At 50.8% G+C, this 22799-nt stretch carries 23 protein-coding genes; 13 read left to right on the top strand and 10 right to left on the bottom strand.

Features of this window, described 5'->3' with window-relative positions; genetic code table 11:
• Positions 1–32 precede the first annotated feature (32 nt).
• Positions 33–1265 (bottom strand): mandelate racemase/muconate lactonizing enzyme family protein, encoded by a 1233-nt coding sequence (locus tag AAC622_RS01485; RefSeq protein WP_340259971.1) that lies wholly within the window; start codon positions 1263–1265, stop codon positions 33–35.
• Between the two features lie 166 nt (positions 1266–1431).
• Here AAC622_RS01485 and AAC622_RS01480 point away from each other — a divergent pair, with 166 nt between their 5' ends.
• Entirely contained in the window at positions 1432–2175 is a 744-nt protein-coding gene (locus AAC622_RS01480) for a hypothetical protein (protein ID WP_340259970.1), read from the top strand.
• Between the two features lie 65 nt (positions 2176–2240).
• Here the strand turns inward: AAC622_RS01480 and AAC622_RS01475 are convergent, their stop codons facing one another.
• The 3 genes from AAC622_RS01475 to AAC622_RS01465 are packed head-to-tail and all read right to left on the bottom strand — an operon-like array spanning position 2241 to position 3906.
• Complete coding sequence (locus AAC622_RS01475; protein WP_340259969.1) at positions 2241–3104, bottom strand: copper resistance D family protein; 864 nt, start codon at positions 3102–3104, stop codon at positions 2241–2243.
• Positions 3104–3448, bottom strand: coding sequence for a copper resistance CopC family protein (locus AAC622_RS01470; RefSeq protein WP_340259968.1), 345 nt, complete (start codon positions 3446–3448; stop codon positions 3104–3106). The genes AAC622_RS01475 and AAC622_RS01470 overlap by 1 nt, the downstream gene beginning before the upstream one ends.
• The gene (locus AAC622_RS01465) at positions 3448–3906 is read right to left on the bottom strand and encodes a c-type cytochrome (RefSeq protein WP_340259967.1); all 459 of its coding nucleotides are present in this window, start codon (positions 3904–3906) and stop codon (positions 3448–3450) included. The genes AAC622_RS01470 and AAC622_RS01465 overlap by 1 nt, the downstream gene beginning before the upstream one ends.
• An 87-nt stretch (positions 3907–3993) precedes the next feature.
• Between AAC622_RS01465 and AAC622_RS01460 the strand changes: the two genes are divergently transcribed.
• The gene (locus AAC622_RS01460) at positions 3994–4842 is read left to right on the top strand and encodes a 3-methyl-2-oxobutanoate hydroxymethyltransferase (protein ID WP_340254662.1); all 849 of its coding nucleotides are present in this window, start codon (positions 3994–3996) and stop codon (positions 4840–4842) included.
• A 102-nt stretch (positions 4843–4944) separates the two neighbouring features.
• Here AAC622_RS01460 and AAC622_RS01455 read toward each other — a convergent pair whose 3' ends face one another.
• Positions 4945–5634 (bottom strand): class II aldolase/adducin family protein, encoded by a 690-nt coding sequence (locus AAC622_RS01455; protein WP_340259966.1) that lies wholly within the window; start codon positions 5632–5634, stop codon positions 4945–4947.
• The gene (locus AAC622_RS01450) at positions 5631–7049 is read right to left on the bottom strand and encodes an FGGY family carbohydrate kinase (protein WP_340259965.1); all 1419 of its coding nucleotides are present in this window, start codon (positions 7047–7049) and stop codon (positions 5631–5633) included. Before AAC622_RS01450 ends, AAC622_RS01455 begins: the two co-directional genes overlap by 4 nt.
• 274 nt (positions 7050–7323) lie before the next feature.
• Here AAC622_RS01450 and dddP point away from each other — a divergent pair, with 274 nt between their 5' ends.
• Complete coding sequence (gene dddP / locus AAC622_RS01445; protein WP_340259964.1) at positions 7324–8664, top strand: dimethylsulfonioproprionate lyase DddP; 1341 nt, start codon at positions 7324–7326, stop codon at positions 8662–8664.
• A 104-nt stretch (positions 8665–8768) separates the two neighbouring features.
• Here the strand turns inward: dddP and rarD are convergent, their stop codons facing one another.
• The 3 genes from rarD to AAC622_RS01430 all read right to left on the bottom strand — a co-directional run bounded on the left by rarD (position 8769) and on the right by AAC622_RS01430 (position 11613).
• Positions 8769–9701, bottom strand: coding sequence for an EamA family transporter RarD (rarD, locus tag AAC622_RS01440; RefSeq protein WP_445322610.1), 933 nt, complete (start codon positions 9699–9701; stop codon positions 8769–8771).
• Positions 9702–9841: 140 nt separating this feature from the next.
• A complete protein-coding gene (locus tag AAC622_RS01435; protein ID WP_340254647.1) occupies positions 9842–10708 on the bottom strand; it encodes a sugar phosphate isomerase/epimerase family protein in 867 nt (288 codons plus the stop codon).
• Positions 10705–11613 carry an NAD(P)-dependent oxidoreductase gene (locus tag AAC622_RS01430; protein WP_340259962.1) on the bottom strand — a complete coding sequence of 303 codons (909 nt, stop codon included), beginning with the start codon at positions 11611–11613 and terminating at the stop codon, positions 10705–10707. The genes AAC622_RS01435 and AAC622_RS01430 overlap by 4 nt, the downstream gene beginning before the upstream one ends.
• A 163-nt stretch (positions 11614–11776) precedes the next feature.
• Between AAC622_RS01430 and AAC622_RS01425 the strand changes: the two genes are divergently transcribed.
• The 3 genes from AAC622_RS01425 to AAC622_RS01415 all read left to right on the top strand — a co-directional run bounded on the left by AAC622_RS01425 (position 11777) and on the right by AAC622_RS01415 (position 14722).
• Positions 11777–12820, top strand: coding sequence for a LacI family DNA-binding transcriptional regulator (locus AAC622_RS01425; protein ID WP_340259961.1), 1044 nt, complete (start codon positions 11777–11779; stop codon positions 12818–12820).
• Positions 12821–12960: 140 nt separating this feature from the next.
• Positions 12961–13563 (top strand): membrane protein YczE, encoded by a 603-nt coding sequence (yczE, locus tag AAC622_RS01420; protein ID WP_445322519.1) that lies wholly within the window; start codon positions 12961–12963, stop codon positions 13561–13563.
• A 205-nt stretch (positions 13564–13768) separates the two neighbouring features.
• Positions 13769–14722 (top strand): phytanoyl-CoA dioxygenase family protein, encoded by a 954-nt coding sequence (locus AAC622_RS01415; RefSeq protein ID WP_340259960.1) that lies wholly within the window; start codon positions 13769–13771, stop codon positions 14720–14722.
• A 137-nt stretch (positions 14723–14859) separates the two neighbouring features.
• Here the strand turns inward: AAC622_RS01415 and AAC622_RS01410 are convergent, their stop codons facing one another.
• Positions 14860–15558: an RraA family protein gene (locus AAC622_RS01410; protein ID WP_340259959.1), complete on the bottom strand. Its 699-nt coding sequence runs from the start codon at positions 15556–15558 to the stop codon at positions 14860–14862.
• A gap of 228 nt (positions 15559–15786) precedes the next feature.
• On the opposite strand from AAC622_RS01410, the gene AAC622_RS01405 reads away from it, so the two are divergent.
• The 7 genes from AAC622_RS01405 to AAC622_RS01375 all read left to right on the top strand — a co-directional run bounded on the left by AAC622_RS01405 (position 15787) and on the right by AAC622_RS01375 (position 22792).
• Entirely contained in the window at positions 15787–16587 is an 801-nt protein-coding gene (locus AAC622_RS01405; protein WP_340259958.1) for an HpcH/HpaI aldolase family protein, read from the top strand.
• A gap of 88 nt (positions 16588–16675) precedes the next feature.
• Positions 16676–17620 carry a 2-hydroxyacid dehydrogenase gene (locus tag AAC622_RS01400; protein WP_340259957.1) on the top strand — a complete coding sequence of 315 codons (945 nt, stop codon included), beginning with the start codon at positions 16676–16678 and terminating at the stop codon, positions 17618–17620.
• 119 nt (positions 17621–17739) lie between these two features.
• Entirely contained in the window at positions 17740–18507 is a 768-nt protein-coding gene (locus AAC622_RS01395; RefSeq protein ID WP_340254619.1) for an SDR family oxidoreductase, read from the top strand.
• A gap of 11 nt (positions 18508–18518) precedes the next feature.
• Positions 18519–19481 (top strand): 2-hydroxyacid dehydrogenase, encoded by a 963-nt coding sequence (locus AAC622_RS01390; RefSeq protein ID WP_340259956.1) that lies wholly within the window; start codon positions 18519–18521, stop codon positions 19479–19481.
• A gap of 11 nt (positions 19482–19492) precedes the next feature.
• A complete protein-coding gene (locus AAC622_RS01385) occupies positions 19493–20668 on the top strand; it encodes an enolase C-terminal domain-like protein (protein WP_340259955.1) in 1176 nt (391 codons plus the stop codon).
• Between the two features lie 121 nt (positions 20669–20789).
• Entirely contained in the window at positions 20790–21287 is a 498-nt protein-coding gene (locus tag AAC622_RS01380; RefSeq protein WP_340259954.1) for an NUDIX hydrolase, read from the top strand.
• Positions 21288–21313: 26 nt separating this feature from the next.
• Positions 21314–22792, top strand: a complete 1479-nt coding sequence (locus tag AAC622_RS01375) for an inorganic phosphate transporter (RefSeq protein ID WP_340259953.1) — start codon at positions 21314–21316, stop codon at positions 22790–22792.
• The last annotated feature ends 7 nt before the right edge of the window (positions 22793–22799 follow it).

The raw sequence follows: 22799 nt of genomic DNA, 5'->3' as shown, positions 1-22799 counted from the left end.
ACGCGGACATGACGGATAAGCTTTGGGGTACGTTAAATTCTAGGAGACTGAAAAACACGCTCCCCATTAATGCGGATGTCCACATCCACCCGATAGGTTTCCAGGGCTTCGAGGTTCAGCTCAATTCCCAACCCTGGAGCATCTGGCAATTCAATCTCTCCATTGGCATTGGGGGCGATCTGAGTAATCGTCAGCTCGCGTGCCAGCGCCGACAAACCGGTGGGATACTCACAGATTTTATGGTTCTGGAGGCCGGCATAAGGTTGGATTGAGGCTGACAGAGCTAGGTTCGATGTGAACGTGTGATTTATGTAGACCACGTCTCGCTCGGCGGCATAGCGCGCCACATCGACCGCAGGCCCAATACCACCAATTCTACCGCAATCAATTTGGATGAAGCCAACGCCTCCAAAGTCAATCAAGTGCTCTGCCATGTGCCGATTATGTGCCGCCTCTCCGCCAGCGGTTTTGACTGTGCTACATTGGCTAGAAAGCGACTGATACGCACGATATGCGTGACCGTGAAAGGGCTCCTCAAATAGCATGACATTGGCAGCCTCCATAGCTGGCAGCCGCGCCGCTGCCGCCTCCACGTCTTCACCAAATATTTGACCGGCATCTATCAAGAGGATGCCGTCTGGACCCAATCCTTCGCGGGCTGCTGCCACTTGATTGGCGTCAGCTTCAACAGACTGGCCAAAAGGTGCCCAACCAAATTTTGCGGCTCGAAAGCCACTGGATCTTATGTCTTTGGCACGGGACAATGTTATCTCAGGGCTGCTGCCAAACAAGACTGAGGCGTAGGGAGTTTTGGCGTATGCCTTCTCCCAATTTAAGAGTTGCCAAACTGGGACGCCTCGAGCCCGGCCGAGCAAGTCCCATAGGGCCATTTCAATTCCGGACCAAGTGTGAGCGGCCTGCAGTAGGTCCATAGAGTTGTAAGCAACCTTTGCGGCAATTGCTCTGATATCATTTGGGCTTTCGATCCGCGCCCCGAGCACTGCGTCAGATACTGGACGACATGCGCCGTGCGAGATTGGGCAGACAAATGCAGCAATTGATGGTAGCGGAGCAGCCTCACACTCTCCCCATCCCTCGTAATCGCCCCCACGCACCCTGACCACCAATGCGTCCTGGCTCCCATCAGCTGCAACCGTGACTTGCGGCATTGACAGGTAAAAGAAATCAACACTCTCAATCCTCAAAGTGGACATGTCTAAGTCTCCTCGACGAGTGATGGGATCACTCTTGTAGTAATCAATCATCACACACAGTGATATCGATTTCGCAAGGTGCCTACCCTCAGCAGAGTATCAAAAACATGTCGGAAAAAAAGCTTTTCACTGTGGAGGAGTAAGCTGCAAACCGTCAACCGTGGGCCAATTTCTAGAATTTAGCCCAGGCTGGGCTAACATTTAAAATAGGATTGTATTGCAAGAAGAAACAATGACGGATTGCACTGTTATCATTCTGGGATCTGGGCCAAGTGTTACAAAGACACGTAACCATCCGCGCAAACCCTCAGAATTTTTTGTTGCCATCAACAATGCCTGGCGGGTGCGTGAGGATTGGGACTGGCTGATACACCCCGAAGACTTTCCCGCAAATCGACGGCCAAATTCACTGCAAAGAGGACAACGTATCGTTGGCGCACGAGAGTATGTCCCGGTGCAAAATGAATTCGGTGGCTTTGTGTATGCCGGCGGAACAATGGCTTTTACTGCTGGATACTGGGCGCTCGGAGCACTGAAGCCTCGCGTGATCGCGATGATCGGGTGCGACATGATATATCCGGATAATGGCCCCACTCACTTTTATGGCCACGGCAAAGCAGATCCATTGCGAGATGATATCACCCTACGGTCACTTGAGGCAAAATCAGCTAGATTTTGGGCCTTAGCGTCAAGGGCTGGCTGTGCGGTCGTGAATTTATCTACAGCGCAGCGAACACGGCTCATATTCCCGCGAGCTTGTCGCTCCGAACTCGAAGAATTAACACCAACACAATTCAAAAAAAACTGCGTGGACAAAGCACTGCAAGCCGAAGCAGCCGCTAACTATTTCGTCCCTTCAGGAAGATACTGGGAAGAGAAAAGTAACTTCGATCCAAAGGTAGTCGACGCAATTGATCTACTTTGGCTAGATGCGGTCGGGCACCAGGTTAAGCTTAATTGATCTGTAAGTGCTTTTTTCGGAGCATTCGGAAAAGAATAAATATCTTTCTCGACAAACCTCACAGCCTACAGATTGGCGGGCGGCGTGGTGACGCTGGTTAACGCGGCAGTCACACACAGAATTGCGCACATTATGCCTGCTTCCAGAAGGATGGAGCGCCGTAGGCCCTGACCAGCCGATGCGGTGGATCGGGCCATTTCAGGAACTAGTTTTAGCTTGTTAATAGCGGCCAATCCCAAGAGCGCTGTCACTAGTATCAGTTTTGCGAGAAGTGTGACGCCATAGTCAGTCGTGACTAGTGAGTGCCAAGAACCCAGCATATTGGAAGCAAAAATCAGTCCAACGACTGCCAAAGCCGGCACTGCCAGGCTCGCAACGACCCCGAACCTGTGGAGGATTACCACACCGCCTGAAGTCATTGATACTCGATACAATGGAGCCAAACTTGCAAACCAAAAACCAACAAACAAAATGTGTATAACTATTAGTGGAGCGAGAATAAGGCGTGGCTCTCCAAGGGAATGGCCAATGGCAGCGAATGAAGACGCCAAGCATAGGGATCCAATAAGTCCACCAATATATAGAAAGCCTTTCAGCCGGATGGCAATAAAGACTAGGAATGCACCTAAAATTTGCAGCACGGCGAAGGTGCCCAACGGGCTCTCCCAGACGATCTGCAGCATGACCTGGTCCAGCATACCATCAAGCCCAATCCCAGAAATACGAGCCGACCTAGTGGCAATGCGAAGCATCAAAAGAAAGGGCACTAGAATTGCGCAGGCAATGGTGACGCGCTTTACGACCTGCCGGAGCCCACTTCCCGCCGCCGGAAAGGACATTATAAATAGTGGACCGCCTAAACATAATAGACTGGCGACATAATTCCCAGCTTTGAGTGCAATTGCGATCACGATAATGCCGTCGAACATTAGTCGACAACCTCAAATGAGAAGGCACCCTCCATCGGATGACCATCACTCGAGAGGCCCCGCCATTCCACCTGATAGTTCCCTGGCGCTAATACTCCTTGTGGAGTTGCAATAAACTCAGTCGTTGGCTCTAAACCAGTTTGGCGTTCGATTTCGGCCTCTCCATGAGGCCCAGTTAGCGAGATAGCAGTCACGCGCATCGGATCGTCAAACCGGATCTCAATCTGATCAACTTCAGTCACGGAGGACATGTTTACGGGGGTGGTTTCTTCAGATTTTGAGTGAGCCTGAGCCCCTCCATAACTGCACAAAACTAAAACACACGCTAACAAAAGAGGTTTCATTACTGTCGCTCCATTTCATCGTGCATGGTCTTAATTTGCTCGGGCCAAGTGGATTTTATATAACTCAGAACCGCTATGATTTCTTCATCACTCAATACACCGTCATACGCGGGCATGTTCGACTGATAGCTAGGGTCATTTATCAGCGCAGCCACACCGTATTTTGTTAAATTAAACAGAGTTAAGCTATCGTGATGCCAAGTGTGACCATCTTCGTTGTGCGGAGGCGCTGGAAGACGTCCGTCTGACCCCCTTTGACGCCAGTTAGGCTCGCCTTGAAGATCAGCGCCGTGACAGGCTGCGCAATTGTCTCGATAGATTTGGCTGCCCTGTAAGACCAAAAAAGGGTTTTCAGCGTCGAGTGTGACCGCTTCAGCGGGCTTATTACTACCTAATGCAACATAGCCAATGACACTAATAACGAGGAATCCTGCACCAAGTTTTATTGCTCGTTTCATTTCTAAGTGTATCCTCATCTCTCAGCGAATTGCCTTATCTCAGCACAATGACTGATGGCTTAAATAATTGCTAGGAGCATGCCCGATATGAAACGCATTTATGATTTCTCAAGAAAACCCGCGAAGCGCAATTACACCATAGCGGACCTGCAAGACCTAAAGGTAAATCCCAAAAAACTGTCGATGGCCAACCCGGCAAACCGCGCTGAAATACTCGCGTGCAAAGAGGCAGGCATAGACTTGTTCGTTGGAGGGATGGAGCAAATAGATGACATTCGAGAAATTGCGCCGACCCATTTCGCACGAGTAGGCTCAAGATGGGCGCAATTTGGTTCAAATGCAGAAATTCTAGCTGACGCATTTGAGGCCATGCGACGTGGCGCAGACATGTACTACACACTGCGCTCGCTTGATGCTTTGGAAATGATGTCGAGAGAGGGGATCCCGGTTCAGAGCCACATTGGGTTGATCCCAACCTTCAGTCAGTACTGTGGTGGCCTAAGGGGTTGGGGACGCAATGCCGATGAAGCAATTAAAATTTTTGAAAATCTGAAACGCCTCGAAGAAGTGGGCGTAATTGCGGTCGAAGCCGAATGCATCGCAGAGGAAGTTTTGGAGGCCGTGAACTACAAGACGTCCATCGTCACGTTCTCGCTGGGATCAGGTATGGCCGGGGACGTGATTATGTCCTTTGTTGCCGACATTTGTGGGGAAGATAGCGAAGAGGAAAGGCCGCCAAAGCATGCACACGCATTTGGCAATGTTGGACGCTTACAGAAACAAATTCACGAGGAACGCGTCGCCGCACTCACACAATTTCATAATGAGGTAGCAAACGAAAACTTCCCATATCCAAAAAATAACATTTCGATGCACGAAGGCGAGAAAGACAAATTTCTCGAGGCCTTAGATAAGTGGAGGCCAACGCATCAATAAAATTTTGACTTGATATATAAGAAATGTGGACCTGGATCACACGTGCAACCGCACGTGTAAGTCTTTAACAAACCCTCCTCAGAGCCGGCATAAGCATTGATTTCACGCCAACCTTGGTTTCGCGATATCCAGTGCGTCGTCAGCCTCAGGCCCTCTACCGTAGCTCATGCGTTTCATTTGCTCCAATACCCGATCCATTTCATTATCGGAGAGCACTGGCGGTTCACCTAACGCACAGGCGTTAATGTAAATTTTTGCTAGGGACTCTACCTCGATGGCCATTGCAAGGGCGCCGTCAACATTCTTCCCTAGGCTAATTTGACCATGCTGCGCGAGCAAACACGCCATTCTGCCTTCCAGGGCGTCTATCGCTGCATTGGAGAGCTCTTGGGTGCCAAAAGTCGCATAAGGGGCACATCGAAGGGTATTACCGCCCATTAACCCAACGATATAGTGAAAAGCCGGAATGTCTCGATGGTGACAAGCCACAGCAGTGGCGAAGGTGGAGTGACAGTGCAACACAACATCAACGTCTACACGTTTTTTTAGTACATCGCGATGGAAGCGCCACTCCGATGACGGCCGGGGCCCAAGATAGGTGCCGTCCCAATCCATCTGCACAATATCCTCAGGGCTGATTTGATCGTATGGGGTTGAAGAGGGTGTAATCAAAAATCCATCACCATAGCGTACGGAAAGATTTCCAGATGTGCCCTGATTTATACCGTGCGCATTCATCTTTAAGCAGGTCTCAATCATATTGCCGCGCAGTTTCTTCTCATCAGGTTTCATTCAACTCTCTCCCTTGCAAGCCTTTGCCAATCATCGACATATTTTTTCAAACCTTGGACCTTATCCAGTTTGGATGGATGCCCGAGCGTTGGTGGTAAAACTGTAGATGGGTAACATAATGCGACCGCTCCCCTTGAGAGGCCATCAGCCGCCTCATTTATAAAAGTTTTCGCATTAGGCGCGGATAGGGAGCGTATTGAGTTTACCATTGCTGCGTAGAGTGGCTCCTGCAAGTAGCTCCCGTCTAATATCCATGTTCGATCAGGTCCCAAGGTGTTTGCGCACTCCACCGTAAGAAGCGCACTGTGAATGACCGCCAAGGCAAGACGCTGTTCTTGTGTGTCTGGTTTTGGACCGACTATCTGCCCAGAACGCGCAGAACCTGGAAACTGGCCATTATCATCGCCCAAACTCGGTAGCACCATGGTCCCCTGCAATACCAATTCCTGGATCACACTGAGGTCGGCTCTTGCTCCGGCGGGTTGGACACCTGCGATAGTCTCATATTCACGTCCAGCCATCGTCAGTGCGCCACAAACTGGGTTGCCAAACGGATCTGAATTGCACGTCATCCCCAGTGCCTCATTCAGCTGCAGCGGGTCAAATCCCCCAGCGAGGGCCACGGTCCAAGTGCCGGTAGACACAACGGTGAACTCCTCAAGGCCTAACGATTTATAACTATAAAAATTGGCCGATGAATCATGGATCCCCGCGTGCACTTTAATATCAAGAGGCAGTGAATATTTTCGGGCCAATTCCGGTCGTATCTTTCCAAGCACCGCATCAGACGAGGTCATGGGTGGTAATATTCTCTGCCAGTTGCGATCCCGCACTAACTCCGTCCAACTAGACTGAGGCACATTCCACAAGTGAGACTGGGCACCTAAAATTGTAAATTCACTGACAGCCACACCACTCAAACGCCATGCCCAGTACTGTGGAAGGCATAAAAACCACCGAGCATGCTTAATGGCTTCAGGTAGCTCAGTTTCAATCCAAAAAAGCTGACGGGCTACGTGACTGGCACCCATCATTAAGGCCGAACCACGATCTAGGTAGCTGGCCTCAATATTTTCGTACGCCATAGCGATGTCTTCTGGAAGCTCTTGTTCATAGTCGATCATAGGTACTAAGGCTCCATCGCCAACGACCTCATTACGATCCTCAACCAACACTCCACCCGACCCATGGGCCGCTACGATGAGATCTCCAATGGAGTGGTTTTGATTTAATTCAGCTAGTGTAGAGAACACCCATTCGTTTAGCCCGATAAGATCTGTATGCCGCCAATTTTTAGATTCTACCGACACATTCCGAGTCAAGCGGCTATCTATGACGTCACCACTCTTGCTACATATGAATAATTTGACGTTTGATTTGCCGTGGTCGAGGACGGCAACTGTCTGATTATCCATGCTCACTCACTCCCCTACCACAAAGGCACAATACACTTACGAAGAACCGTATTACGCCTACTGCACGCTACCTTTGCGTAAGTTTTGGCTCAATGGGGTTATTAGTTGCAGCCACATCCGATCATCGCTTGTCCGGAACACCATTCATAACACAAACAAAGCGTACTAGTAGCGGTACAGAGATCCAAAAGCGTCAAGAAATCCTCGAAACTTGGTCGCAAATTGACGCGTTCGTCCGCCGAACTTTCATAACGCTAGAGGCGGGAGGCGTGTTATGAACAATCACTTTCGAGACAGTCGCAAGATTGACCCCAGTCGCGGTGCTGTCACCGGTGACAATACGTCCAATGACCAAGATCGAATTGAAATTGGCCCGACTCAACTTGCCTATGCGGAGTGGGCCGATGCGGGTCTACTTCTACCTGATTTGCAGGAGATGCGACGTTATCGTTGGTTCCGCCTAACGCAGGCAATTCAGGCGCGCGACTACGCCGGCCTCTTGCTCTTTGACCCCCTCAATATTCGCTATGCGACTGACAGCACCAACATGCAGCTGTGGAACACCCACAACCCATTCCGCGCAGTCCTGCTGTGTGCGGACGGGTATATGGTCATGTGGGACTACAAGAACGCGCCATTCCTGTCACGATTCAATCCACTTGTGCGCGAGGCCCGGTCCGGGGCTGATCTCTTCTATTTTGACCGCGGCGACAAAATTGACGTGGCCGCGGATCAATTCTCCAATGAGGTGAGGATCCTCCTTGAGGAGCACGCCGGCCAAAACCACCGCCTCGCCGTTGACAAAATCATGATCCACGGGCTCCGCGCGCTCGAGGCTCAGGGCCTGGAGATCATGGAGGGCGAGGAATTGACCGAGAAGGCCCGCTCAATTAAGGGGCCCGACGAGATACGGGCCATGCGCTGCTCGGTCCACGCCTGCGAGACCGCCATGCAGAAGATGGAGGACTTTGCCCGGACCGAGGTGCCGCTTGGCGGAGTTTCAGAAGACGACATATGGGCGGTGCTGCACGCAGAAAACATTCGCCGAGGGGGTGAGTGGATCGAGACACGCCTACTCACCTCGGGCCCGCGCACCAATCCATGGTTTCAGGAGTGCGGTGGACGGATCGTGCAGAACAATGAAATCATAGCCTTCGACACTGACCTCGTCGGCAGTTATGGCATCTGCACTGACATGAGCCGGACCTGGTGGGTGGGCGATCAACGCCCTCGCCCCGATATGGTGGAGGCAATGCGGCACGCTCACGAGCACATGATGACCAACATGAGCTTACTGAGGCCCGGCATCAGCATCCCAGAGCTCGTGGCGAAATCGCATCGCCTCGCAGACAAATACCAAGCCCAAAAGTATGGGTGCCTGATGCACGGCGTCGGACTGTGCGACGAGTGGCCGTTGGTGGCTTACCCCGACCAGGAGGTCGCCGGGGCATTCGACTACACTCTGCAGCCCGGCATGACGCTCTGCGTGGAGGTACTGGTGAGTGAAGTGGGACAGGATTTCTCGATCAAGTTGGAAGACCAGGTCGTCATCACTGAGTGCGGATACGAAAATCTCTCGACCTATCCGTTTGACCCAGCATTATTGGCTTCATAGTGTTCTAGAGACGCACACCCAGTCATGTCGATTTTTTCCAACCCGCGGCAAAATCTAGCCTGCGTGGTTCAGCGTTGTACTTAACCTTTAAAAATATTTTCGCTTTAGCGAATTTTTGAGCCCGACTTTGTGCTGCCAAGGCTACTAATCAATGACGCTGTGTACACGACAAGTGCGATCCAAATAAGTGGAAAAGCAATTACTTTAGGCCCAGTAAACGGTTCCTTAAAAATGAACACCGCGCACAGGAATATCATGGTCGGAGCAATATACTGTAAGATAGCAATCGTTGTCAGACGCAGCCGCTTAGCGCCGTTGGAGTACAACAACAAAGGGACAGCAGTCACCGCACCACACCCCAGAAGTAGCAGTGTTGTCACAGGACCCTCTGCGAGAAAGCTACCCGCTCCAGTTAAAATTGAATAAAATATGTAACCCAGGGCGAATGGCAGCAAAACTAAGACCTCCAAAAGGAAGCCTTGATTGGGGCCAATGGGCAAACGTTTTTTGGCTAGTGCGTACATGCCCCAGCTCACAAAAAGTGCCACTGTCACCACAGGCAGGCTACCCGCTGAAACTGTCAATATTACCACAGCAATTACTGCAAAACCGATTGCCACAAGCTGAATTAAGTTAGGGCGCTCTTTTAAAAAAATAGCCCCAAGTGCAACGCTAAAGAGGGGATTAATATAGTACCCTAGCGCGGCATCTAGCGCGTGGTCATTAGCTATCGCCCAAACATAAACTGTCCAATTGAAAGAGATGAGTGCCGCGGTCAGAAGGCCCATAGACAACATCTTCGGCGACCTTAGGGCTTGCACAAGGTCAGACACTCTACCCAATGATATCAAAACTGCGGCAGCTATTGGAACAGACCAAGCCACTCTATGAGCGACAACCTCCGCCGGTGGCACATGAGCAAGTAGCTTCATGTAAATAGGAAGTATTCCCCAAAGGAGGTAAGCTGATACAGCAAATGCGAGGCCCGAACGGCTATCTGTGCTTTCGTTTGCCACTCGATCAACCCTAACTCGCAGAAAAAACTTTAGCGCAACATTATAGTGTTCAAGCAGCACACACTGTTACTTCATCACCATTAGCGATTGGTGAATGTATTCGCCAGTATCCTGAGCGCTTTATGGATTTACAGGGTCAGCTGTAGTAAGAAATACACAACTTAGCTAGAAAAATGCGCCTTGAAGCGATCAATGCAACTCCTGAAACCAGCTTCAAAGTCTCCGTCTCCCTTGTGGTATACGCTCTCAAAAGAGATTACCCCTTGGTAGCTGTCTTGTCGTAAGGAACTAGCAATTTTCGGAAAGTAGGGCGCTAGCTGTCCCTCATCCATTCGGCGCACTTCAAGGTGTGCCCTTGGGGTGTCAACTTGGACGTCCTTTATATGAACGTGGCCTAAGTAACCCTGGCTCAATTCCTTGTAGCCATCAGGAAATGCCACCTCGTGACACCAGCAATTATTAGCTGGATCCCACAGAACGCCCAAGACGTCCTTTGCATCCAGATCATCAATCAGACGACGACCCGTGTAACTGGAATTAACCATCGTGCCATTACCCGTTTCAACCACTAACTTGACACGTTCAGCCCTGGCCAACTCGATTGCTGGCGCAATCAGCGGCAGAATAGCGTCCCACGCGCCCTTCGCGACGTTCCATTGCTCTGCTCCATGACTACCCCAAAGTATTTGCTCCTTCTTTGGCGTCATGATCCGCACTAATCCCGCATCTAAAATGTGTGCCATGTCGATGACGCGCTTAAGTGCGTCCATATGGGTTGTGTGGAGTGTGTCACCTGGCTTGTTGTTTTGGGTCATACCCGCAAAGATGTGACGGGAGAGGCAGGAGACGGGCTTACCGCGATCTCTCAAGAGACTGTCCATTTCTTTGATCTGCTCTGGCGTGTGATCACCCACCTCGGCATCCCAAACAAATTGTAATTCTGCGTATTCTAAGTCGAACTCATCCATTACATCGACGGCATGGTAGAGATCACGGCTGATACCGTCACAAATCACACCAAGTTTCATCTAATGGCCCTCGCCCCATCGCGGTGCAATTCTACACCGACTATTTCCTCAATAACCCGCGTACAAACCCAATTGTCTCCATTGGGGTACTTTATTTTACCTGCATGAAACACTTGCATCGCTTGAGCAGCCATATGCAGCGGCACAGTCATTTGCTGTGCCAAATCAAGGGAAATGGTTAAATCCTTGTGCATGGTAGAGATGTGACTGCCCGTCCCCTCGAATTTACGGTCGATTATATTCTCTAGAGCCGCCTTAGTAACGCCACATCCAGCTCCAGATGTGGTGAAAACATCGTGGATCACTTGCCCCGAAATGCCCGCCTTTGCAGCAAGAACACACGCCTCAAAATTCGCTGCGAAAATCGATCCAATTACTGTCTGTAGGCACGCCTTAACTGTCTGACCTTGTCCGGGGACTGACCCAACCCGATGAATTTTGGCTGACACAGCCTCCATGACTGGCACCGCACGATCAAGGATATCTGAAGGAGCTGCGGCCATCATTGTAAGTGTGCCCGATTGTGCTCCCGGGAACCCGCCCGACACTGGAGTATCGACCAAATCGAGCCCAGTCGATTTTAATCCTTCTGCGATCTCTACAAGCTCATGCGGTTTGATCGTGGCCGTGATCAGAATAATTCCACCCTTACGCATGGCTTCCACTAGCCCACCTCTTCCAAAGATTACCTCCTTGGCCTGCGCGCCAGTCATCACCATTACGAAGGCTGCGTCCACATTGCGGCCTAACTCGAACAAATTTTCTGCTGGTTTTCCTCCAAACTCAGAAAAGCTAGCCATCCGCTTCTGATCAATGTCAAAGCCCCAAGTCTCAAAGCCAGCCTTGATCAAATTCAAAGCCAAGCCGCTGCCCATATCCCCAAGACCAACAACCGCTGCTTTCATTATCACCCTCCACCGTTGTGCTTGCCATCCGCCGTTCGAAAGCATCGCAGAAGCAGCCAAAAGCCAAGAAAAATCACTTGCAACTTTCATATTTGATGAATTTTGATGTGAAGTATGGCTTAGAATGGATTTATTTGATGTATTTTGATGTAGTAAGTGCCCTATGACCGGTCGTGCTCGTATTAAAGAAATTGCAAATCTCGCAAATGTTGGCAGTGCCACTGTCGATAGGGTTATACATGGACGCAGCCATGTGTCGGACACGACCAGACAAAAGGTTCTTCAGGCCAAATCTGCAATAGAGAGTGGTGCGTGGACGGTGCGCAGCCCTAGGCCATGGCATTTGAAGGTGATTTTGCCTGAAATGGCCGGGCTATCTACCGAATATCTTGCCCAATGTTTTAACGAGTTTGGAGCTCTGGGGAATGCCATTGTCGAATGCGCATTTTCGCCCAAGCTGGAGCCTGCCGCCTTAGCTCGCAAACTACGCAACTGTGGTTCGGGCAAGTGGGACGTGGTTATATTTCAAGCTCTGGAAGATCCAAGGGTTCGTGATGCTGTCTCCTATCTTAATAACAGAGGAGTGCCTTGCCTTAGTCTTCTCTCTCCCCTGCCTAATGCGCCAGTTATTGGGTTTGTTGGTAGTGACGGACGAGCGGCGGGGCGAACTGCGGGGCTCTTAATGGGACTAGCATGCCCTCACGGCGGCGAAGTTGTAATTATTTCGGGTGGCCAGTTATATCGTTCCCACGAAAATCGAGAAATGGGGTTTCGCTCTTATCTCAGGAGCCACGCAAAGCACCTTAAAATACTTGAAACTGTGCTAGGCCATGACACGGCTGAACAAAATCACGAGAACTTAAGCCGAATTATCCGTAACACTCCCGGCTTGGTCGGGCTGTACAATGTAGGTGGCGGCAACGAAGGGATTGTGCGTGCCCTGTGTGAGGCCAATTTAACTTCAGAAATTTGCGTCATTGCACACAACCTAACACCCAGAACCCGAAGTCATCTAGGAGAGGGCATTTTTCAATTTATTCTTCACCAAGATATGAGACTGATGGCTGAGCGCGCCATAAATGTTTGCCTAAACTACCTAATCAACGGGCAAAGTGACAACATTCACGTGCCTGTGGAGATTATAACCAGGGAAAATCTGGAACCTCGTGATAGCGGCCAGCAAACATTGAATAGTTTGCCTCAATAAATGATTTATTTATTGCCACTTTCGATCATGTGTGAGCGTCATGCTCACAACATAAACGATATGACTTCGGAGTATTCTTGAGCTTTCTCAAAATTAAAACCATACCACAGCTCTTTTGGAGTGCGCCGGTCCCACTTAGTATGCGCCCCCCTTTTACGTCGTGCGCCATGCTCATATTTGGGCTAATAATTTTTGGGTTTGGGGAGACACTCCTCATAGCATCAGGATCAGGGGTGAGCCCATGGACGGTTTTTGCTCAAGGGATTTCACGCCTTACCGGCTGGAGCATAGGGTTGACGACTTTCGTGGTCAGCTGTGCAGTGCTTCTTCTGTGGATCCCGCTAAGACAAATGCCAGGCATCGGGACCATTCTAAACATTATCATCGTAGCCTCAGTGATGGATTTGGCGCTGCCACATATCCCAGTTTTTGAAGAACCAATCTTCAAAATAGCTGAAGGCGCATTGGGTGTATTCACGACTGGATTTGGTGGAGCAATTTATTTGATTGCCAATCTTGGCCCGGGGCCGCGTGATGGCCTGATGACAGGAGCTCAGAGGATTACGGGATTACCGATTGTATGGGTTCGCAGCGCTATTGAAATTTTGGTGGTGACCGTAGGGTGGCTGCTCGGTGGAATTGTGGGAATCGGAACTCTTTTATTCGCATTCGGGATTGGCCCGTCGATTGCACTCAGCATGGCTATTTTAATTTCCTTATTTGGCAAAAAAAATTCACACTAATGGAAAGATTTTTAAGTTTTTTATCAAATAAAACGCATGCCAAGCAGCTAGGCAGAACCTTCGAAGTCCTCCTGTAGATTGCTACAATTTTTGAGAGACCGGCCTAATACGCTAAAAACTTGACCAAATTTTTATCTGCTGATTAGCTTAGAGCGCGACTGTAATTCTCAGATGCGTGGTGAATTGAGCTTGGGAGGGCATTGATATGCTGACAGATAAACAAAAAGAATCTTTTCACGCCAATGGCTACCTCGTGGTCGAGGATGTGTTCGATCAAGAAACTATCTTGGAACCCGTACGCAAAGAATACGAAAACCTACTCGATGAGCTCGTTGACGGCTGGATTTCTGAAGGGAAAATAGCAGCTAGCATAAAAAAAGAAGACTTCTACACCAAGCTCATGCACTGCTATGAAGCAGGGTGCGACTGGTTCCAGCCAATGGATATTTCCCTGCCAGGAGATGAGATCACTGAAAACACGCCCATGCACTTTGGTCCCGCCGTCTTCAAACTCCTCACCGCTGACCGACTTCTTGATATCGTGGAACATCTCATTGGTCCTGAAATTACTTCTAACCCAATCCAACATGTCCGATTGAAACCTCCTGCGAAAAGACTGCACCAGGACGAAGTGCGTGCTCACATTGGCAACACGGCGTGGCATCAAGACCGCGGCGTTGCCCACGACGAAGCCGACACCACCGACATGGTTACTGTTTGGTGTGCTGTGAACGACGCAACTGTCAGTAACGGCTGCCTGCAAGTTATTCCAAAGAAAACTGACCAGAGCCTATTGCCTCATTGCCCGCAGCGGCAGACCGCGATAGCGGACGGCTTTATAGAAAAAAGTAGTGCAATACCTTTGCCCGTTAAGTCGGGTGGTATTTTGATCCTACATCCGTTGACGCCCCACGCCTCACTAGACAACATGACGGATAAATTCAGATGGTCTTTCGATATACGCTTCAACAAAACTGGGCAGCCTACAGGTAGATCACACTTCCCAGAATTTATTGCGCGTAGCAAAGCAGATCCCAGCCAGGTGCTGACAGACTGGAAAGCTTGGAAAAAATCATGGGAAGAAGCACGGAAAAAACTCTCGATGCAGAGCCATATACCGATCCACCGCTGGGCCAGCGACGCGCCATTTTGTGCTTAACTCCTATTTTCTGTATGACATGGTGGGCTTCACGGTGACCGCGTACAACCAAACCTCCAGGTGCGCAGGAGGCGCGACTGAAATTAGTTGGTTTTCTACCATTTAGTGAATAGCAGCGCGTTAAGTCTTAGGAACTTCTAATCTTCGTATCTGACATCACTGCCTTTCATTAAATCTGGCAACCACTTCGGCATTTTGAGGCCTTGTGCGACCTGTGCGTCCAACTCGGCTTCGAGGGATTTGATGCGTTCCAGCTTTTGAATAACATCATCGATCTTGGCAAAGGGAACTACAACTACTCCGTCAAGGTCAGCAACAATCATGTCACCGGTCTCAACCTGTTGGCCACCAATTTGAATTGGAAAGCCAACTGTTCCGGGCCCCGACATGTAGGGAGATGCAGGTGTGAGGCCTGTACACCAAACCGGCAGACCTACTTCGACGATGCCTGAATAATCGCGGACGGGGCCATCGGTTATAAATCCAGCAGAGCCAGAGTTTTTGTACATTCCTATCAATCGATCGCCAGCCGCAGCGCAACCCTGATGGGCGTCAGAAGACACAACCACCATCTCGCCGCCTTCGATTAAATCCAGGACAGCAAAGCTTGCTAAAACGTCAGCAGGACCAGAATAAGCCGTTATTGCTGGTCCTGCCGCGACACACTTGATGTCTCGGCCTGCACCCAGAGGTTGTATGTTCTCACTCAGAGCGCCTTTTCCATCTAGCGCATCTGCAACAAAGCTGGTCGGTACATTTTGAAAAGCCGCAACCTGAGCTTTGGTAGGACGGCTAATATTCTTCTTGATGATTAACCTAGGCGGATTTTCAATCATGATGCACCTTTTCTTTAACTTGTAAAAATCAAAGAATGACAAATTTACAGCGCACTGGCTATCAATTTTCGTTAGATGGAGATTACGTCGATAGCCCTCAATTTAGGCCAGTTTCAGGAGCGTGTTGGCGAAGTTGACCGAAAAAATGGATCGGTGCGCGGTTAAAATTTTCTTGCTTTTAAAGTGATCCACTAGACACAGTTAGTTTAGTCACAAGGTGTCGAGACAATGGTTCTAGAAAACAAAAAAAGCGTAACAAAGAATAAAGTAGCTAAAGGCCACCTTTCTGGGATGTTAGTCTTCGAATTTTTCTCGACTGGAATGCCCATGATAGCCGCATCCGCGGGTGCTGATTTTCTGATGTACGACATGGAGCACACCGGCATTGGATTTGAGACATTAAAAAATCAAATGGCGGCATGTAGAGGGCTCGATATAGCGCCGTTTGTTAGGGTACCTACGGTAGAAGGGAACACAATCTGCCAGGCACTAGATATAGGCGCCCATGGTGTGATGATACCCATGATAGAAACTGCTGACCAGGCAAGAGACCTTGTAAAGCGGGCCTACTACCCACCGATTGGCAAGCGAGGCACTGCATTTGGTGTGGCACACGACGACTATTCAGACAGGGCCCCGGCGGCAATCATGGCAGACGCCAATGAAAAAACCATTTTAATCGCCATGATCGAAACAGCTGAAGGGCTTAAAAACGTAGACGAAATTGCTGCCGTCGAGGGTATTGACGTGCTATGGCTAGGACATTTCGACCTAACCAGCTCTATGGGTATACCCGGGCAACTAGATCACCCCGACTATCTTGCCGCTGTGTCGCGGATTGTATCTGCAGCCAACAAAAATGGGAAACTTGCAGGCTTCATGGCCGTCAACAAAGCGGTCGCTGAGGAGTATTGGGGGCATGGATTTCGTATGATTGCCTATGGCATAGATCACATTTTGCTCAAGGCGGAGCTAAACAGCGGAATTAATTTCATCAATTCTCTCAGTAACAAAACCGTAGAGAATTGATGTGCAAAAGTTCAGGGTAGGAATATCGGGTTCAATTTTTGGAAGTGACGGTGCACCGTGCTTCGACCCACAGATCTTGCAAAAACTCATGGATCGCCCGGACGTTGATGCCACGATCCTACCGGTAGAAAAGACCGAAATTGACGCGCATGATGCCGAGAATTTCAATGCAATCTACTTAATGCTGGAGAAAGTTTCATTCTCACAAATAGCGCCACGCACTGGCCCCTTCACTGGTCGGTTACGCCTGCTGGCGCGCCACGGAGTGGGCTTTGACTCAGTTGATATTGATGGCATGAACAACTTAGGAATTATGGTCACCAATACTCCTGATGCGGTGCGCCGCCCGGTTGCCACGATGGCCATGACTATGATGTTGGCTGTGACCCATCGCATTATTGAGAAGCATAATTTGACGCGTGCCGGCGGGTGGTCCCACAATGCCGATTACATGGGCACGGGGCTGACTGGTAAGGTGTTAGGTGTCCTCGGGGCGGGCAGCATCGGCAAAGAAATACTTCGCCTTGCGCAACCTTTTGAAATGAAATTAGCAGCTGCTGACCCAAATTGCTCCGTAGCAGAACTAAGTGCGTTGGGCGCGGAAAAGTTAAGTACTGAAGAGCTTTTTGAAAAAAGTGATGTCCTAATTATAGCGACATCACTCAACCAGGATACTTATCACCTGGTAGACATGAGTAAGCTGTCCAGAATGAAGCGAACTGCAGCTCTAATAAACGTGGCACGTGGTCCAGTGATTAAGGAAGTTGATCTGATCGAGGCGCTTCAAAAAAATTATCTATCGTGCGCAGGGTTAGATGTTTTTGAACAAGAGCCTGTAGACATGGCGAACCCACTTCTCAAAATGGACAATGTGATCACTACATCTCACTCATTATGCTGGACAGATGAATGCTTCGATAACATCGCACGAGATGCGATCGGGAGCGTTCTGTCATACGCTGACCGGAGAACACCTCAATACATTGTAAACAGAAGCGTGCTAGAGCATCCGAGGCAACAATCCTGGTTTTAAAGATTGTTTTTCATTGGTCTATTTTCATCCTGACCAAAATTTGACTAAGATTGCGATGGCCTTGCTTCCTGACGCCTTAAAAGCCAAGCTCTCCAAAAGGCATTATTAGGAGGGTTAATATGAGCGTTACGCTCTTCGATCTGACAGGAAAGACCGCACTGGTTACAGGGTCTTCACGCGGGCTGGGACTTGCTTTTGCCAAGGGTCTGGCACAGGCCGGAGCAAGTGTAATCCTAAATGGTACTAACGACGAGAACCTCGAGGTTGCCCGTGCTCAGCTACAGGGACTGGGATTGAGCACTAGAGTTTCCGCTTTTGATGTCACCAATGAGCAATCCGTTATCTGTGCGTTCCAAGAACTTGATGCAAACGGAATTAAAGTTGACGTTTTGGTCAACAATGCGGGGATCCAGTTTCGCAAACCAATGCTTGAACTGGAGACTAAGGACTGGCATCGCGTACTAGACACAAATTTGACTGCCGCCTTCATTGTTGGTCGCGAGGCAGCTAAGCGGATGGCCGAACGCGGACACGGCAAGATTATCAATATCGGCTCGCTCACCTCAGAGCTCGCGCGTGCGACGGTGGCTCCCTACACTGTAGCCAAGGGCGGCATCAAAATGCTTACTAAAGCCATGGCAGCAGAGTGGGGAGAATTAGGCATTCAGGCCAATGCTATTGGACCCGGTTACATGATCACAGACATGAACGAGGCGCTTATTAACAACCCAAAGTTTGATGAGTGGGTCAAGTCACGCACACCAATGCGGCGATGGGGGCGGCCTGAGGAATTAGCCGGCACGTGCATATATCTTGCTTCGGACGCTTCTAACTACGTGTCAGGACAAATTATCTATGCCGATGGTGGCATGATTTCAGTTCTCTAAAGGTGATCAGAATGAAAATTGTCTTCTACGGAGCGAATGCAGTCAGTTTTCTACCGGGAGTGTCAGACCTGTTAACAATCCCCCATGAGATCACCAGCGTACCCGACGCCGTTGATCAAATTGCGCAGGATGAACTGAACGCGGCGGACGTTGTAGTGGGTGTCCATTTCAAGTCACCCGTCACAGCTCGAAATGCGCAGCTGTTCCAGCTACCCGCGGCAGGCTACGACCAGGTAACGTTTGATGCCCTGCCCTCCACCTGCAAAGTGTGTAACGCCTTCGGCCACGAGAATGCGATTGCCGAATATGTGATGTCTGCCCTCCTAACCCGTCACGTACCCCTGGCGACGGCAGACGCTCAATTGAGAGCGGGGGCTTGGAATTTTTGGGCTGGTGCCGGCCCCAAGGCGCTGCGAACCGAACTGGGTGCGCAGGGCATTGGGATCATTGGGCATGGCCACATCGGGCAGGCAGTCGCGGATCGGGCGGTAGCCTTTGGCATGGCGGTGCACGTTGCCAATCGAAGCCCCGTCACCGACAGACGCTATACCGCCGTTTACGGTCTCGACAAACTAAACAATATGCTGGGCGCGGTTGACATAGTGGTCAACACACTCCCGCTCACGCCCTCTACAGTCTCATTGATTGACCACTCAGCCTTCGCCGCCATGAGGCGCCATTGCGTTTTACTGAACGTGGGCCGTGGCGGCGTGGTAGATGAAGACGCACTATACGAGGCCCTCGCGGACGAGAAAATTGCCGGCGCAATCATAGACACGTGGTACAGCTATCCGACCGACGCCGCCACACCGCACCGCCCCGCGACACGCCGCTTCGAGGAGTTGTCAAACATAGTTATGACGCCGCACATGTCCGGCTGGACGGACGGCACTGTAGCGCGGCGGCAGGCAACAATCGCGGACAACATCACGCGCCTCGCTGAGGGCCGCCCACTCATAAATCAGTTAAATTAGGAAACTCTCCAATGACCAAGATTACGCGCGTCACCCTCACTGAATTCGAATTTGAAGCCGCAAATCTGGCGCCATCCGCCGGGGGCAGTTCAATCGGCGGGCTCTATTACAGAAAGGGCGCATCCACTCCAATCAAAAAATACGCCGTCGAAATAGAGACAGGAGACGGCTGCATTGGAAGTTACATCGTGAACTGGGGAGCATCACTCTCGGTATTTGGGCAAATGCAGATGCTGGCGCCAATGCTAATTGGCCGCGAGGCGGAGGAGCGTGAGGGGATCTACGACGACCTCAAGCGTGAGGCCCGCCAGTTTGATCATATGGGGCATGGGCCGCTTGATATCGCCCTGTGGGATTGGCAGGGGAGAGCGCTTGGGTGCTCAATAGCAACACTACTCGGTAGCCACCGGCGGGAATTCCCCGCCTATGCGAGCACCTACCACGGCGACCGCAGTGGTGGGCTAGACTGCAAGGAGGCCTACGGTGACTTCGCCTTGGCCTGCAAGGAAATGGGATATCGCGCCTTTAAAATCCACGGCTGGCATGATGGCAATGCCCGAGAGGAGGCAGAGTTAGTGCTTCACGTGCGTAAGGTTGTGGGAGATGAGATGACGCTGATGCTCGACCCAGCCTGTCAGTTGCGCAATTTCGCGGACACGCTCTACGTCGGGAAGGCCTGCGACGAGGCTAATTACTTTTGGCTTGAAGATCCCTACCGCGACAGCGGCGTCTCAGCCTTTGCCCACAAGAAATTACGCGAAATGTTGCGCACTCCGTTGCTACAAACTGAACACGTGCGTGGCGTTGAACCCAAAGCTGACTTCTTAATTGCCGGCGGCACTGACTTCCTGCGCTCTGATCCCGAATATGACATGGGGATCACGGGCTGCCTTAAAATTCATAATATGGCCGAAAGTTTTGGCGTGGATGTCGAAGTGCATGCCTGTGGGCCCGCGCATCGCCATATGATCGCCCGCAGCCGCAACTCAAATTTCTACGAGGTGGCCCTGGTGGGGCCTGACTGCCCAAATGCAGTTCCGCCAGTGTATGAATGCGGCTACACTGACCAACTCGACTGCATTGACGAAAACGGCATGGTCCAATTGCCTGATGGCGTGGGGCTTGGCGTGGCTTACGACTGGGAGTTTATTGCCGCGCACAAAACACACCAGCTCATTTACAACTAGAGGGCCGATCTAGTCATCAAGACAATATTGGGCCCTGAGCTGGCTATTGGATCTAATCCACACTACAAAATATCATTGAGGCTCAAAAGCACCTTCGGCAGAGAGGCGGCATCCGCACCGCATGAAAAAGTTTATTCCAAAAATCGTTGAAGAGAGCCTTAAGCTGTTGGTGCAGCGCCCCGAGTGGGTTCAAGTCGGCGCACTGTGCTATCGCCACAAAAAAGGGAAATTACAGATCCTTCTGGTTACGAGCCGCGGCACAAAGCGCTGGATTATTCCGAAGGGCTGGCCAATGCCGGGCAAGCACGGGTCCCCCGCCGCAAAGCAGGAAGCTTGGGAGGAGGCCGGCGTAGCTGTTGCTCAGATTGAAAGTGAACCGCTCGGACAATATCGCTATCGCAAGAAAATGGCGAGTGGCCTGGCCCTGCCCGTCACGACTTTTGTGTATCCCTGCGAGGTATCGAAGGTCACAAAAAACTACCCCGAGAAAAGCCAGCGTAAGCGTAAGTGGTTCACCCCGAAGAAGGCAGCCAAAAAAGTTTCGGAACCCGAATTAAAAAAGATGATCTTAGATTTCTCGACAGCGATAGCAGGACAAGATACACCCGTGGGGCGCTGACGAACTTCACGGCCTTGGAGAGAGATATGGCACAAAATCAGTTTGATCCACGGCACTTGGAGACCCTCGACCGTGACCTCGATCGTCTTTCTGCAATTGAAGTTGCGTCTAATTATGTTTCGCGCCCAATTGTTGGCCCCAGCCTTGCGTTTGTTTTCATTGCGATAGCCGGTTTAGCCAGTGCCACAATGTTCGGCTTCTCCGATGGTGGCTTCCTAATTGTGTTGGCAGCAATTTTTGGTGCCTACATGGCACTCAACATTGGAGCCAACGACGTCGCAAATAACATGGGGCCAGCCGTAGGCGCAAAGGCAATTACAATGGCCGGCGCAATCGCGATTGCCGTTGTATTCGAGAGCGCGGGCGCGTTGATAGCGGGCGGAGATGTGGTCTCGACCATTGCGAAGGGCATTATTGACCAATCCGCACTATCTAACACCCAGAGTTTCATCTGGGCTATGCTCGCCGCCCTATTGGCCTCTGCCCTGTGGGTTAACTTAGCGACTTGGATTGGCGCGCCAGTTTCCACCACTCACTCAGTTGTGGGCGGGGTCATGGGCGCGGGCATCGCCGCCGCGGGGTTGGCCAGCGTTAATTGGCCCACCATGAGTGCGATTGCGGCGAGTTGGGTCATCTCACCCGTGTTGGGTGGCGTCATCGCGGCGGGCTTTTTGGCGCTGATCAAGTCTCGGATCATCTATCAGGAAGATAAAATTCAGGCGGCTCGAAAGTGGGTGCCGATTTTACTTGGAATTATGGCCGGTGCATTTGCAACTTACTTGGCGCTCAAGGGCATCAAGAAGTTAGTGAAGATTGATCTCACCACAGCGCTCGGTATCGGAGTGGCAGCGGGCATCTTAGTCACAATCCTAATGTTTCCAGTGATCAAGAAACAATCCGAGGGACTGGAAAATAGAAATAAGTCGCTCAAGGTATTGTTCCGCATACCGCTACTCGTCTCCGCGGCATTGTTGAGTTTCGCACATGGCGCAAACGACGTGGCCAATGCCGTGGGTCCGCTTGCTGCCATTGTGCAGGCCTCGCAATCAGGTATGGTGGAAAGTACCGCAGCCATTCCCCTTTGGGTCATGATTATTGGGGCGCTCGGGATCTCATTTGGCTTATTCCTATTTGGCCCTAAGCTGATCCACATGGTTGGCAATCAAATCACGAAACTTAACCCAATGCGGGCCTACTGCGTGGCCCTCTCAGCGGCTATTACGGTTATTGTGGCCAGCTGGCTCGGGCTACCAGTAAGCTCAACTCACATAGCGGTTGGTGGTGTCTTCGGAGTGGGCTTCTTCCGAGAGTGGGATGCAGATCGTCGGCGACAGAGACTACAGATTGGCCTTTCGAAATCTGACCTACCGGGGCGCGAGGAGAAGAAGCGCCGCAAGCTGGTACGCCGGTCACACTTCATGACGATTATCGCCGCATGGGTGATAACAGTCCCATCTGCGGCCTTAATTTCAGCAGCAATTTACTTGGTATTTTCAAACCTCTGAGACGACT

This window comes from Roseobacter sp. HKCCA0882 (assembly GCF_037805225.1).
Lineage (GTDB): Bacteria > Pseudomonadota > Alphaproteobacteria > Rhodobacterales > Rhodobacteraceae > M30B80.
The sequence above is the reverse complement of the archived record's forward strand: the minus strand, read 5'-3'. Positions and strand labels throughout refer to the sequence as shown.